The sequence below is a fragment of the Archangium minus genome (assembly GCF_044360475.1).
GTDB classification, from domain to species: Bacteria; Myxococcota; Myxococcia; order Myxococcales; family Myxococcaceae; genus Archangium; species Archangium minus.
The window spans coordinates 3,948,132-3,961,512 of record NZ_CP043494.1; the positions used below are offsets into that span (position 1 = coordinate 3,948,132).

13 protein-coding genes are annotated in these 13,381 nt (G+C 68.1%); 4 read left to right on the forward strand and 9 right to left on the reverse strand.

Annotation, left to right across the window (positions count from 1 at the left end; translation table 11 throughout):
• Nucleotides 1-15: 15 nt before the first annotated feature.
• A complete protein-coding gene (locus F0U60_RS16325; RefSeq protein ID WP_395820482.1) occupies nt 16-450 on the reverse strand; it encodes a hypothetical protein in 435 nt (144 codons plus the stop codon).
• A gap of 124 nt (nt 451-574) precedes the next feature.
• Between F0U60_RS16325 and F0U60_RS16330 the strand changes: the two genes are divergently transcribed.
• The 3 genes from F0U60_RS16330 (at nt 575) to F0U60_RS16340 (ending at nt 3,420) form a co-directional block, all read left to right on the forward strand.
• Complete coding sequence (locus F0U60_RS16330; protein WP_395820485.1) at nt 575-1,942, forward strand: APC family permease; 1,368 nt, start codon at nt 575-577, stop codon at nt 1,940-1,942.
• Nucleotides 1,943-2,014: 72 nt separating this feature from the next.
• Entirely contained in the window at nt 2,015-2,878 is an 864-nt protein-coding gene (locus F0U60_RS16335; protein WP_395820487.1) for an NAD-dependent protein deacetylase, read from the forward strand.
• Nucleotides 2,879-2,949: 71 nt separating this feature from the next.
• Nucleotides 2,950-3,420: a GNAT family N-acetyltransferase gene (locus F0U60_RS16340; RefSeq protein WP_395820490.1), complete on the forward strand. Its 471-nt coding sequence runs from the start codon at nt 2,950-2,952 to the stop codon at nt 3,418-3,420.
• Here the strand turns inward: F0U60_RS16340 and F0U60_RS16345 are convergent.
• The 7 genes from F0U60_RS16345 to F0U60_RS16375 form a co-directional block, all read right to left on the reverse strand.
• Nucleotides 3,410-4,240, reverse strand: coding sequence for a polysaccharide deacetylase family protein (locus tag F0U60_RS16345; RefSeq protein ID WP_395820493.1), 831 nt, complete (start codon nt 4,238-4,240; stop codon nt 3,410-3,412). The two genes, F0U60_RS16340 and F0U60_RS16345, sit on opposite strands and share 11 nt — an antisense overlap.
• A 305-nt stretch (nt 4,241-4,545) precedes the next feature.
• The gene (locus F0U60_RS16350; protein ID WP_395820496.1) at nt 4,546-5,169 is read right to left on the reverse strand and encodes a hypothetical protein; all 624 of its coding nucleotides are present in this window, start codon (nt 5,167-5,169) and stop codon (nt 4,546-4,548) included.
• A gap of 1 nt (nt 5,170) precedes the next feature.
• Nucleotides 5,171-6,379, reverse strand: a complete 1,209-nt coding sequence (locus F0U60_RS16355; RefSeq protein WP_395820499.1) for a hypothetical protein — start codon at nt 6,377-6,379, stop codon at nt 5,171-5,173.
• A gap of 704 nt (nt 6,380-7,083) precedes the next feature.
• Entirely contained in the window at nt 7,084-8,277 is a 1,194-nt protein-coding gene (locus F0U60_RS16360; RefSeq protein ID WP_395820502.1) for an FIST signal transduction protein, read from the reverse strand.
• Between the two features lie 2 nt (nt 8,278-8,279).
• Nucleotides 8,280-8,498 carry a hypothetical protein gene (locus F0U60_RS16365; RefSeq protein ID WP_395820504.1) on the reverse strand — a complete coding sequence of 73 codons (219 nt, stop codon included), beginning with the start codon at nt 8,496-8,498 and terminating at the stop codon, nt 8,280-8,282.
• 15 nt (nt 8,499-8,513) lie between these two features.
• Nucleotides 8,514-9,680, reverse strand: a complete 1,167-nt coding sequence (locus F0U60_RS16370) for an iron-containing alcohol dehydrogenase (RefSeq protein ID WP_395820507.1) — start codon at nt 9,678-9,680, stop codon at nt 8,514-8,516.
• A 1-nt stretch (nt 9,681) separates the two neighbouring features.
• A complete protein-coding gene (locus F0U60_RS16375) occupies nt 9,682-9,999 on the reverse strand; it encodes an antibiotic biosynthesis monooxygenase (RefSeq protein ID WP_395825278.1) in 318 nt (105 codons plus the stop codon).
• 188 nt (nt 10,000-10,187) lie between these two features.
• Between F0U60_RS16375 and F0U60_RS16380 the strand changes: the two genes are divergently transcribed.
• Nucleotides 10,188-11,423: a metallophosphoesterase gene (locus F0U60_RS16380; RefSeq protein WP_395820510.1), complete on the forward strand. Its 1,236-nt coding sequence runs from the start codon at nt 10,188-10,190 to the stop codon at nt 11,421-11,423.
• A 2-nt stretch (nt 11,424-11,425) separates the two neighbouring features.
• On the opposite strand, the gene F0U60_RS16385 is transcribed toward F0U60_RS16380, so the two are convergent.
• Entirely contained in the window at nt 11,426-13,339 is a 1,914-nt protein-coding gene (locus F0U60_RS16385; protein WP_395820513.1) for a transglycosylase domain-containing protein, read from the reverse strand.
• Nucleotides 13,340-13,381: the final 42 nt, after the last annotated feature.

The following is a 13,381-nucleotide window of genomic DNA, read 5'->3' on the forward strand; positions in this document are numbered from 1 at the left end:
CACACACAGGTGGGGCTAGCGCACGAGACGCAGCGTGCGGTAGCCCGGCACCTCAGCCGCGCGTGCCCGTACCTCGAACCAGTTGTCGTGGTAGGGATGGCGCCCGCGCGAGAGCTGCCAGAGCGAGGCCAGGCCGTAGAGGGGCAGGAACAGCGGCCCGAACACGAGCGTCTGCATGACGTGGGCGCGCTCGTGGCGCACCAGGCGGATCTGCCGTGGGCCGTCCTCTCGGGAGTAGGTCACCACGGCGCCAATGGCGAAGGCGGCGATGTTGAAGCGGCGCACATACCAGGCGAGGGGTCCTTCAGGCAGGACGACGAAGTGGAGGATGCCTTCCTCGTCCACGGACTCCAGGCGAGCGAAGAGCATGGCGAGCATCAAACCCAGCACCGTCACCGGGAGCGCCCAGACATAACCAGAGAGCCAGAGCACCTTCCTCATGGCTCTCATGATGCCAGCTCGCGGCCAGAATCCATCGGTGCGCCTCCGCCCACACGGGGCTGCTGGCGGCTTCCGGACAGCTGGCGCTGAAGACGTGTCCGATGGGATGCGGACCGTGAGAAGACGGCGCGCCATGGCCGCCGACGAAGACACTCCCTCCTCCTCTCAACCGACCCTGGCCCGGACCTTGGGTCTGGGTGCATTAACGGTCTATGGCGTGGGGGACATGCTCGGGGCGGGAATCTATGGGCTGATGGGCCGGGCCGCGGGTCTCATGGGCAATGCCGTTTGGCTGGCTTTCGTCATGGCCATGATCGTCGCCCTGCTGACGGGGCTGAGCTACGCGAACATCGGCTCGCGTTACCCGCGCGCGGCGGGCGCGCCCTATGTGGTCCACCGCGCCTTCCGGGCCCCCTTTATCTCGTTCCTCATTGGACTGGGTGTGGCGGCCTCCGGGCTGACGTCGATGGCCACGGGCTCGCGCGTCATCGCCGGCTACGTGCAGTCCCTCGGCGTGGGGTTACCGACCGGGGTGTTGGCCGTTGGGTTTCTGGTGCTGTTGTCGCTCGTCGTCTTCCGGGGCATGCGTGAGAGCACGTGGATGAACATGCTGTGCACGGGCGTCGAGCTCTCCGGGCTGCTGATCGTCATTGGGGTGGGTGTGGGCTCATGGGGCTCGGTCGACTACTTCGAGGTTCCACCGTCGGAGACGGGGGGCCTGGAGGCGGGCATTACCCTGGGTCTGTTGCTCCAGGGTGCGGTGCTGACGTTCTTCTCGTTCATCGGCTTCGAGGACATCCTCAATGTCGCCGAGGAGGTGAAGCGGCCGCGCACCACCCTGCCGCTGGGGCTGCTGCTGGCCCTGCTGATCGCCACGACGCTCTATGTGCTGGTGGCGATCTCCGCTGTGTCGGTGCTGCCCTACCGCGAGCTGGGCCAGTCGAAGGCCGCGCTGGTGGATGTGGTGCGCAAGGCCGCTCCTTCCTTCCCGCCCATCCTCTTCACCGCCATCAGCATCTTCGCGGTCGCCAACACGGCCCTGCTCAACTTCGTCATGGGCTCGCGGTTGCTGTACGGCATGTCCCGCCAGGGACTGCTCCCGGCGCTCCTGGGCCGAGTCCACTCCGGCCGTCGTACGCCGCACGTGGCCATCTTTGTTCTGCTGGGGATCGTGCTGATCCTGTCGCTGCTCGGTGACATCCGCCAGCTCGCCGACGCCACGTCGCTGCTGCTGCTGGTGGCCTTCGTGGTGGTGAACGGAGCGCTGATCGTCCTGAAACTTCGCCCGGGCGAACCCCGGGGTTCTTTCGAAGTCCCCGTGGTCGTCCCTGTGCTGGGGGCGCTGGTCTGTCTGGTGATGATTGTCGGCCGCGTCCTCGGAGCCGAGGCGGATGCACGCGCGCCCCTCATCGCGGGTGGCATCATCGCGGGAATCAGCGTGCTGTATGTCCTCCGGCGGCCGAAGCATGTGGTGGTGGAAGAGGGGCCGGAGCACCCATAGGTGGCCCGGACGCCTGGTCTCCTGACCGGGGACCGGCGAGCGCGCGGGGCGCACGTTATAGATTCTCCCCGAATGACCGCTCCCCTGGAACAACCGTCCGTTTTCGACGCGACCGAGGGCGTGGAAGCCCTGGCCGCACTGCTTCGGGGTCGCCGCATCGTGGTGCTTACGGGCGCCGGGTGCAGCACCGAGTCGGGCATCCCGGACTACCGCGGGCCTGGCACACGCGCTCGTGCCCGCAACCCCATCCAGCATCGCGAGTTCCTCACCCGTCCCGAGGTCCGTGCGCGTTACTGGGCCCGAAGCCTGCTCGGTTGGCCACGGTTCTCGTCGGCCCGTCCCAACGCGGCGCATCAATCGCTGGCGGCCCTGGAGCGCGACGGCCACGTGCTCGGCCTCATCACCCAGAACGTGGACCGTCTGCACCACGCCGCCGGCAGCCAGCGGGTCATCGAGCTCCATGGGGCGCTCGCTCGGGTGCGGTGTCTGGACTGTGAGGCCATTGAGCCTCGGACGGAGCTGCAGAAGCGGCTGTTGGCGCTCAACCCTGGTTTCACGGAGCACACCGCCGAGCTGCGGCCGGATGGAGATGCCGAGCTGCCGGTGGAGACCGTATTGGCTTTCCGGGTGGCGAGCTGTACCCGCTGCGGTGGGACGCTGAAGCCGGATGTGGTGTTCTTCGGCGACAACGTTCCCCCGCCCACGGTGGAGGCTGCGTTCGCGTTGCTCGAGGAAGGGGATGCGCTGCTGGTGGTCGGCTCGTCTCTGGCTGTCTACTCGGGCTTCCGCTTCCTCCAGCGCGCCGCTGATCGCCACATGCCCATCGGGCTCCTCAACATCGGTGAGTGTCGGGGCGGTGAGTTGGTGGATGTGCGCGTGGAGGCGCGTGCTGGCGAGGTGTTGCCCCGGCTCGCGGAGGCGCTCACCTCCGCCTGAGCGCGAGTCTTGTTGTCTGGCACGGCGCTCCGGTCCAATCTCCTGGCGTCTCACGCACCCGAGAGGACCTGATGCCCGCCGTCATCCGCCCCGCAACCCCGGAGGACCTTCCGGCGCTGGCCGCCGCGCTGGCGCCACTGCCGCTCTTCAAGGCCTATGGCCTGGATGCCACCGCCTTGGCGACCCGCTTCCGTGGCGCGCTCGAGCGGGGTGAGGGGTTGCTCATGGCCTCCGACGAGAGTGGTCCGGTGGGCGTGTGTTGGTTCCTCACCCGGGGCACCTTCGGTACCGGCGCTTACCTGCGGACGCTCGCGATTCGCGAGGATCGCCATGGCTCGGGGCTGGGCGCGCAGCTGCTCGCGGCTTACGAGGCCGGCTGTGGAGAGCCGTCCGGGGGCTACTTCCTGCTCACCTCTGACTTCAACGAGGGGGCACAGCGCTTCTACCAGCGCCACGGGTACCGCCAGGTCGGCGAGCTCCCGGGCTTCGCCGTCCCCGGTGTCTCCGAGCGCATCTTCTGGAAGCCCCGCGTCAAGGGATGAAGTTCGCCACCACGGGACGCTCGGGCTCCTCGGACGGCATGCACGTGGGCCAGGTATTGTCCTCGAGCAGCGTGCCCACGGTGACCAGCTCGAAGCCGCGCTTGCGCAGGCCCTTGATGACATCCGGCAACGCCTGGGCGGTGGCGAAGCGCTTGTGGTTCATGTGCATCACCACGATGCCGCCGGGGCTCGCCTGACGCACCACCCAGTCCACCAGCCGCTTCGGGCTGATGCTCGTGTCTGGATCTCCCGAGGGCAGATCGTAGTTGATGGTGGTGAGTGCCGCCTGGGACGCGATCCAGGCAACCCGCAGGTCTACCTCCCCGAACGGCGGGCGGAAGTACTTGGGGATGCGTCCGCTCAAGTCGTAGACGACCCGCTGCGTGCGCTGCAGCTCCTCCAGGACCTTCCGGTCATCCTTCACCTTGGGCATGTGCGGATGGGAGAAGGTGTGGTTGCCGAACTCGAAGTCCGGGTACTGCGCGAGCTCCTGGACGCGACCCGGGTTGGCCAAGGCCCAACCGCCGCCAATGAAGAGGGTGGCGGGTGTCCCCGTCTCCACCAGGGTGCGGATGACGCGCTCGTCGTACTCGTTCTTGTGCGTGGAGCACGCGTCGAAGGTGAGGGCGATCCGCATCCGGTTCCGGCTGCCGTTCGTCACGATGGGCGCCGTCACGCTGGCCGTGGGCTCTTCCACGACGGACGCCTGCTTCTCCTGCTGGAGGGGAGGCTCGGGTTCCGTGGAAGGAACCCACGCGCAGGCGCTCGTGGCGAACGCCACCAGCGCCAGGAAGGGATGCACGGGAGACCGACGAGCCATGGTTGTGCGACGCGCTCCTGTCGTCCGCCTGGAAGCGGGGGGAACGACCCAGGTATAGCGCGAATGGCTCCCCGCCTGTTGGGTATGCAACGAACAGTGCACCCATGTGACGGGCCGTGTGGCAGCCGTGGCGAAGGTTTACGCAGTCCTCGAATTTGGCTGCTTCCACCACACGAGGAGAGGGGCTTGACGTGCGGTGGAAGGGGAGGGGGGCGCCCGAGTCAGGGGCTGGCGAAGAGCGTCAGGCTGAGTGACAGGTCCTGGTGCACGTTGCCCAGACCTACGCTTCGTTTCGCACCGTTCCCTCACCGCACGATGAAGTCGAATCGCTCCACTGCCGCCTTGAGTTCCTCCAGCGTCGTCCCAGAGCGCTTCGCCTCTGCCGGCGCGTAGAAGGACAGCGCGGCCCTATCAGGCCTCTCTTTACGCGGACCCTCGAGGATGACCGGGAAAAAATCGCCCGGCCAGGGGACGCTCATTAGCTCCGGTCCGTGCTTGAGCGGCTCCAGGATGGTGAAGCACGGCCACTTTGGAAGCTGGACTGTCCGCATGTCGCAGCCGTGGAAGCTGCACAGGTCCAGCCGGGCCTCGGAGAAATCGCAATTCGCTATCCCGCCGTGTTCCCACCAGGTATCAACTCCGACTCGCTGCCCGAATCCGACGTTTGAATAGCGGCCCTTAAACCGGCAGCCCTCGAACGATAGGGACGTAAACCACGCGTCGGCGAACTGACGCTTTGCCTCGATGGTGCAGTCGATCAACCGTCCCCACGTCGGAACTAATTGCCGTCCTCCGATGCCGAGGACCACGGTGCAGCGCCGGAGCGAGAGGTTGGGCCCGAGCCAGTAGATGGCTTCCTTGTCGGTCAGCTCCAGCCGCTCGCCCTCCATCTCGCGGTTCTCGTAGTGGACGTTAGGAGTCGCGCGCATCTCAGAAGAAGATCATACGGAAGAAGGTGGTTGCCATCCGCCGCCCGTGAAGCTCGAAGTTCGATTCAGTCCCGGACAGGAGCTCATAGTGGTACTTCTGTCCTGCGGGTCCCACCACGTCAACGCCCCGGCGTTTCCAGTCTAGCGATGGGAAAAGCTTCTGGAGTTCCGCCTCCACCCAACGCCCCCTCGCCTGACGCTCCAGCAGATTCGCTCGGTGAACGAGCCCCCTCTGGAGCATTCGCTCTATGGCTCTCTCCTCCTTCGCTTTAAGGAACTGCGGCCCCCACCTCGACGCCACCTGCCGCGCCGCCGCCTGGAGTTGGTCACCCAGGGGGTCCGAGGCAGGAAGGTCGTTGGCGGACACGCCTCGTGGGAGGTGCCACCGCTCGCCGTTCCTTTCTACCTGCCTGTTACCGCCGCGGTGCCGGTACACCTCGTTGGCTGGAGACCCGCTTGAGCTGGCGCTCACCGCGCTGTTGCGGCTCATCATGGCGCCAGCGAGGGCGCCCTCGGGTCCTACCGTGACCGCCAGAGCGCCTTCAGCCGAGGCCGCCACCGCCTGGACCTGTTCCAACCGCACGACCACCCACGTCGGCGCTCCTTGCCCTGCGAGCTGCACCTGCGCGAGCCGAAAACTCGGTAGGGAGCGCAACGCCGGACCCACCTCCGCCAGTGTCCGCCCCGACAGCGCCGTCACTGCAATGATCATCGCCCTGGCCGCGTCCGTTCCCAGCACCTTAGCGAAACCTGCCCCTGCTTCGCGCAGCTCGTCGAAGGTGGTGGCCACTCGCGCCTTCATGACGAGCTCCGCCCAGCCGTCCATAAGGCCCCACACCGTGTCGATGCCCAGCCAGGCCACCAGCGCCACGGTGAGCACAGCTGCAACTCCCTTGGTCACCGGCTCAGGCAGTAGCCACAATCCGAAATAGAAACTCGCCATCCACAAAATCGATGTGAGGAGCGCCTTGGGGCTTACCTCGCGCCCCAGCGCTGCGTACGTCTCGTCCAGGACTGAGCCGAACGCCAGGGCCAAGGCCAGGGTGCTCCGGTCGTCCGAGCGCAGGTAGGGGCCATCCTCAAACAGCCCGAGGCAGTCCCCACCTCCTCGTACGATGCAGAACCGCTCATACCTCGCGCGCAGCTCGGCCTCGGCCTGGGGCTCGAGTTTGACTGCTCCCCACTGCTCTTCCGGGAGAATGGCGAACACCGCCCCCGGCCACCGTCGTTGCGTGGAGCCCACTCCGCGGTGAACCTGCCCCCAGCCTCAACGTCCGAGACCGGTCGTGTCTCCCGGGCCAGGCGCAGCGCCTCCTGCACCTTGAGGACCTCCGCGGCCGCCACCTGGGGCCCACCCTGGAGCTGGCGCCCTCGGGCGAGCCGCTCCACATTCTCGCGAAACTCAGTCTTGGTGATGGGGACGGGCCGCGTCCTCACTCTCCCGGGCTCGAGTACCACGACGTCCAGCACTACGGCGCCCTCGAGCCCAGGCTCCGTCACCGGCCCAGCCCGGGTCTCACCCTCCTCGGGCGCCTCCACCCAGGTGCGGCTTCGACCTGCGCTCGTGTCCGCCATCGGCGCCTGCGTTGCGCACGCCGCGAAGAGGAAGAGCACGATGAGAGAGAAGGCCCCTGCAGGAGCCCACCGCGGCGGGCCCCCCGTCCTCCCTCTCCGAGCATCGAGCTGCGTACCGTCGCCCTCACCCGCTCCAGGACTTCGGCACTCCTTCGCCATAATGCTGCCCTTTCCCCCAGAAGAAACGACCCTGGAGGATAGGAGGCGGGACGGACAACTCCCATGTGACGGGCCGTGTGGCAGCCGTGGCGAAGGTTTACGCAGTCCTCGAATTTGGCTGCTTCCACCACACGAGGAGAGGGGCTTGACGTGCGGTGGAAGGGGAGGGGGTCGCCCGAGTCAGGGGCTGGCGAAGAGCGTCAGGCTGAGTGACAGGTCCTGGTGCACGTTGCCCAGACCGGGGATGTGGCCCTGCTCTCCGAAGGTGCACAGGCCCAGCAGGGGCACACCCGGCAGCAGTCGCGCGAACGTTCGCAGGCCCTCGTCGATGCGAGGCCCCAGCGCCCCCGCGCACCCAGCGCAGAAGATGAGCGACGCTCCCTTCACGTCCCGCGTCGTCAGGCCTCCGTGCGCCAGCGCCGTGTCGATGAGATGGGCCACTTCGTTCACCAGCCCCTCGGCGGTGCCGGTCATCAGGCACACCTCGTCGTGGGGCTCGATGCGGGCGAAGACATCCACCACCCCGCGCTCCGCGTGGATGTGGGCCGGGTGCACCGTCACGTAGTGGTCCCGGCTGCCCATGTCGCGGCGCACGGCGATGGGACGCAGCGCCGTCTGCGCCAGGATGTTGCCCCCCGTGCGCAGCTGGTCATCGATGGCTCCGTCCATCCAGCGCCCCAGCACCTGCGCGGCCGGCTGACCATCCAAGGAGAGCAGGCTGCGGCCCTCGGCTCCGGTTGCGCGGGCCCGCACGCCCGTGGGGCTGTAGGGGGTGGAGAGCGCCGTCCCCAGCCGCATCTCACCAAAGAGGCCCAGCAGCGACACGCCCACCGACACCGGGCCCTCGTGGGTGAAGACGCTCCACTGCCCGGCGATGGCATGGTCCGCGGCGCTGCCTCCCTGGCAGGGCACGTCCGGGCACACGCTCGCGATGCCCGCCAGCATCTCCTCCTCTTCGCCGGGCGAGGCGTTGAAGAGAATCATCCGCGGCATCTTCCCGCCCGCCTTGCGTACCAGCTCTCGCGCCGCGCTCTCTCCGGCCCGGCGCCCGTCCTTTTCCGTGGAGGAGGCCACGAAGGCCGTCCCCGGTGCACCGCCCACCAGCAGCACCGCCACGGCGCCGTGGCCCTCGTTGCGCACGCCGGCTGGGGTGAGCACGCCCAGGGACGTGGTCACTCCGTGCAGGGGAACACCGGGCAGCTCTTCCCGGAAGGCGGCGTGGACGCGCGCGGCGTCGTAGTCCACCGTCGAGGTGATGTAGGCCGCCTGGGCGGGCATGTCTCCGAGCTGTGCGCGGGCCTGCTTCACCGCGGTGTGGACGGCCTTCTCCACGTCCGTCGCATCTCCGACTCCGACTCCGATTGAGACCGTCATCTTCATGACTCCGAGAGAAGCCCCAGGAGTTCCTTCAACTCTTGGGGCGTCAGCAGTTGGGGCAGGGCCTGCTCCAGGCGCCTCAGGGCGTCCGGTGGGTCCGGATCATTCGGACCGAAGCTTCGGACGTTCACTCCGCTCATCATGATGAGGCGCGCGACACCGAAGCCCAGCTTGCGCTTTTCGACGAAAGAGGTGATGCGACTGATCCTGTTGGCCATGAGAGCCTCTCGTCTTCACCGTGAGCGACTAGCGATTTCCGTAAGCTCCTCGTCCGTGAGGGGGAGGGGGTTGGCTTTCATGCTGCTGGCCGCCTTGGCCCGAGCCACGAGCTGCGGCACCTCAGCCTCCGTCAGTCCGTAGCACCCGAGGCCGGGTACGCCCAGGGCCTGGCACAGCTCCCGGACCCAGGTGATGCCGTCCTCGGCCCGAGCGTCCGCGCGCCCGGTGAGCAGCACCGCCACTTCCTGGAAGCGAGGAAGCGCCGGGTGCGACGGAGCACGAGCCCTCAGCGCGCGCAGGTTGACCTCCAGCGTGGCGGGGAGCAGTGCCGCGCAGACCGCGCCGTGCGGCGCGTCGAACATGCCTCCCACTGGGGCCGCGAAGCCGTGCACCGCGCCCAGCCCCGCGTTGGCCAGACACAGGCCACCGAAGAGGCTCGCGAGCGCCAGGTCCTCCCTCGCCGCCGCGTCGGGGCCTTCCAACACCGCGCGGCGCAGCGAGCGGGCCGAGCGGCCAATGCCCTCACGGGCCAGCGCATCGGTGAGCGGGTTGGCTCGGGCCGACAGCAGGGGCTCGATGAGCTGAGAGAGCGCGTCCAGCCCGCTGGAGGCGAGAACACCGCGAGGCGCGCCTGCCAGCAGGTCCGGGTCCACGATGGCGAGTCGAGGAAGCATGAGGGGACTGCGCAGGCTCGCCTTCACCTGGGCGTCCTTCACACCCAGCACCGCGTTGCGCGTCACCTCGGAGCCAGTCCCCGCGGTGGTGGGAATGGCCACCAGGGGCAGCGAGGGTTTCGTCAGGGCCTGTCCCCGGCCCACCACTTCCAGGTAGTCGAGCGGCTCTCCTCCATTGGTAGCCAGCGCGGCAATGGCCTTGCCCGCGTCCAGCGCGCTGCCTCCTCCGAAGGCCACCACCGCATCGCATCCCTCGGTGCGCGCGAGGGCGGTCCCCTCGCGCACCAATTCCACGGTGGGCTCTCCGTCCACCGCGAAGTTCACGGAGGAGAGACCGAGTCGGCCGAGCCCCTCGCGCAGCGCCGTGGCGCGAGTGGGGTCACGGCCCGTGACGAGCAGTACCTTGCTGCCACCCAGGGCCCTCACGGCCTCGGGCGCCTCGGCCAGTCGGCCGGCTCCGAAGACGATGCGTGTGGCGGTGGCGAACTCGAAGCCCGTTATTCCCATCTCACCATCCCGCGTCCTCGGGGAAGCAGTTGACGTACTTCCGGCTCGTGCGTGGCTCGACCATCATCTCCGTCACGGTGTCCCGCCACTTCAGGTAGTGGGCCGTCTCCTTGTGGGCGGCGGGTGCTTGGGGATTTTTGTAGGCCTCGACGAGGACGAACCGCGTGGGGTCCTCGGTGTCCTGGACGACGTCGAAGCGGGCGATGCCCGGCTCCTTCACGCTCTCCCTCGCATTGGCCAGGGTGGCTTCGCGGAAGGCATCGACCCACTCGGGCTTGACGTGGACGTGCACATGAACGACCAGCAGGCTGTTGGGCATGTGCCCAGGATACTCGAGCGCCTCCTTCACGAGAGGGTTTCTCCTCGCAACGTGTCTTGTCGCACACGAGGGCACCCCTTGCACGGCACCTCACGGCAGCGGGCATCCCTTCGTGTGAAGCCCCACCTGGAGGGCAGGCTTGCGTTCGCGCGGAATCTGAAGGCCCGCTCTGTTATGCACTGCCGCCCATGGGGAGACTCTTCTTCATCGCCCTCGTCAACGTTGGCTCGTACCTCGTCCTGCGCCGGCTCTGGCCCAGCCTCCGTGAGGGATGGCGTCGGCAGGTGTTTCTCGGGCTGGCGGTGCTCTCGGTGCTGGCCTTCGCCCTCCCGATAGCGCTCGGTTTCGGAGAGCACGGCGTGTTGCCGGTGGTGGGTCTGCCCCTGAAGCTCTTCAGCTCGGGGTGGATTGTCGCAGTGGGGCTGGTGATGCTCCTGGGGTGGCCCCTCGCGCTCGTTCGTGGACGCGCCGCCCGCGCCCGTGAGGGTCTGGTTCCCACGTTGCAGGTGGGGACCGAGGGCCCAACCCTGGTCGCGGCGGCTCCCCCGGTCGAGGTCGACATGGAGCGTCGCAACCTGCTCACGGGGATGGGACGTGCGTTGCCGTTGCTGGCGGCGGGGACGAGCTCGGCGGGCATGGTGGCCGGCTCCTCGGGTTTCGAAGTTCGAGAAATCGAGGTGCGGCTGCGGGGCCTGCCCCGAGCGCTCGATGGCTTCCGAATCGGGCAGATCACCGACGTCCACGTCGGGACGTTCATCGACACCGAGTACGTGCGCGCCACCGTGGAGGTGATGAACAAGGCCCAGGTGGACCTGCAGGTGATGACGGGCGATCTGATCGACGACTTGACGCAGCTCGACGCGACCATGGCCGCGCTCGAGGCCTGCCGCGCGCCGCACGGGATGCTCGCCGTTCTGGGCAACCACGAGCACTGGCGAGGCCTGCGTGCCATTCGCGAGGCGTACGCGGCGAGCGCGCGCCGCGGGAGCCCGGTCCGCCTGCTCGTGGACGAGTCGCATGTGATTGAACATGCAGGGCAGCGGGTGCGTGTGGTGGGCGTGGATTACCCCATGGGGCGCACGCGGAGCATGCGCGTGAAGGCGGAGCGCATGCGTCAATCGGCGGAAGTGGCCTTCCGGGGCACGTCCGCGGAGGAGGTGGTGCTCTGCCTGACGCACCACCCGGACTTCTTCCCGTTCGCGCTGGAGCGGGGGGCGCGCCTCACGCTCTCCGGCCACACGCACGGAGGGCAGGTGGCGATCCTCGGCATGCCGCTGTTCCGGTTCGCCTTCGACTACATGCTGGGCCGCTACCGACGTGGGGACGGCCAGCTGTACGTGTCAGGTGGTACGGGCCACTGGTTGCCCTTCCGGATCGGCGTGCCGGCCGAGGTGTCCATCTTCACGCTTCGCGCGGACACCTGAGCTCAGGGAATGGCGCGTAGCCGCGTCTCCTCTTCGGAGGAGGTCTGCGCGCCATGGTGGCCTGCGAAGGTGAGCGGGGTGGCGAGTGCGTGCTGGTATTCCGTCTGGGTGATGTCTCCTCCCGAGTACAGCACCGTCAGCAGCTCATCCACGTTCCGCTTCCAGATGTCCGAGAGCGCGCCTCGGCTGCAGTACACGTGGTAGCGCACCGGGTTGGGGATGATGGTGGCGAGGAAGGCGGACTCGAGGATGCTCAGCTCGCGCGCGTCCTTGCCGAAGTAGTGCCGCGCCGCCTCGCCGATGCCATAGAGGTTGGGTCCCCATTCGATGATGTTGAAGTACACCTCGAGCAGCCGCTCCTTGGGCACCGAGGCCTCCAAGCCCAGCGTGAGGAAGGCCTCCTTCACCTTGCGCGCGTAGGTCTTCTCCCGAGACAGGAAGAGGTTCTTGGCGAGCTGCTGGGTGATGGTGGAGCCGCCGCGCACCTTGTCGTCCTCGGGCGCGAACAGGATGTTTCGGAGCGAGTCGAAGTCGAAGCCCCGGTGAATCCAGAAGGCCGCATCCTCACTGCGGAGCACCGCGCGCACCAGGGGGCGCGGAAGCTCGGACATGGGCACGTAGGCGTCGTTGCTCGGGCCGATGTGCAGCTCCCGGCCTCGGCCCTCGGGTGTCAGGGGCCGGTAGTCGAAGGACGTCCGGAGCCAGGCCAGCGGCCCCGTCTTGGCCGACTGCTTCAGCTCCGACAGGTCCAGCTTCGCCTTCACCTCCCATTCCCGGCGCCGGCGTATCGGACCCGAGAGCGAGAAGGTGCCTTGAAATTGACCTTCCAGCCGCGCCAGCTCGGTGCCGGGCACCAGGGCCGCGGGCAGCGCTGCCATGGCCTGCTCGAAGGAGAGCGGTTGCAGCTCCGCCTGGAGTGAGAAGTGGGGCTCTTTGCTCCAGGTGGCCTCGCCATGCACCTGGACGCGTGCCTCGCGGCGCTCTCCCACGGTCAGACTCAGGGACTCGAGCTTCACCTGCCGACGCTTCATGTCCCAGCGCGCGCGGCCTTCGGCCGAGAAGGCGAGTGGCCCCACCGGCTCGGGGGCGAGTTGGGCGCTGTTCACGGAGAGGCCCGTCATCGCCACGGAGAAGGTGGCACCCGAGGTGTCCACCTGTAACTCTCCCTCCAGCGTGCCCCCTTCCAGGCGCAACGGCGGCTCTGCGAGTGACAGCAGGGAGGCCGCCTGAATCCCTCGCCCCTTGAGTGTCCCCGAGAAGCCCGACTCCGCGCGCTGGACGGACAGGTCCGCGCTTCCTCCACCCGGGAGCTCGGCCGTCGCCTCAAGCCGAGGCTCCTCCGCCGTGCCCTCCAATCGCACCCGGGCCGAGAGCGGACCCCACTCCACACGGCCTTGTCGCTCGAAGGCCAGGTGCACGTCCTTCAGAACCAACTCAGGCAGCTCGCGGGCGGAGTCCTCGTTCGAGGAGGGGGCCCGAGTTGGCTTCCGGTTCTCGCGCGCCTCGCGCACCCGCTCGACGAGGGCCCGCACTTCCTGCCCTTGTGGCCCGGCCTCGACTTGGACTCCCGAGAGCACCACCCGGCTGGGCTCAACGCGCCCCGAGAGCAGCGCCAGCCTTCGGATGTGGACGGTGACGCGCGAGATGCGCACCACGGGAGGGCCTTCGGGCCGCGTACCCGGAAGCTCCACGGGCCCCAGCGACACCGTCCCGGTCCACCCCACGTGGAAGTCCTCGCCGATGTGCACCGGACCCAGCCGCGACTCCAGGGCGGGCTTCACGCGGGCGAGAACCCGGGCGTGCATCGCCTCTCCTTGCAGCCAGGTGCGTCCGGCAATCGCACCGGCGGCGAGGAGGAGGGCGGACAACAGGAGGATGAAGAGCCCTCTCTTGGAGGGACGGCGCGGGGGGTGCATGGGGCTCTCGCCTCCCTATCGACAGGGGAGGCGAGGTTCAAG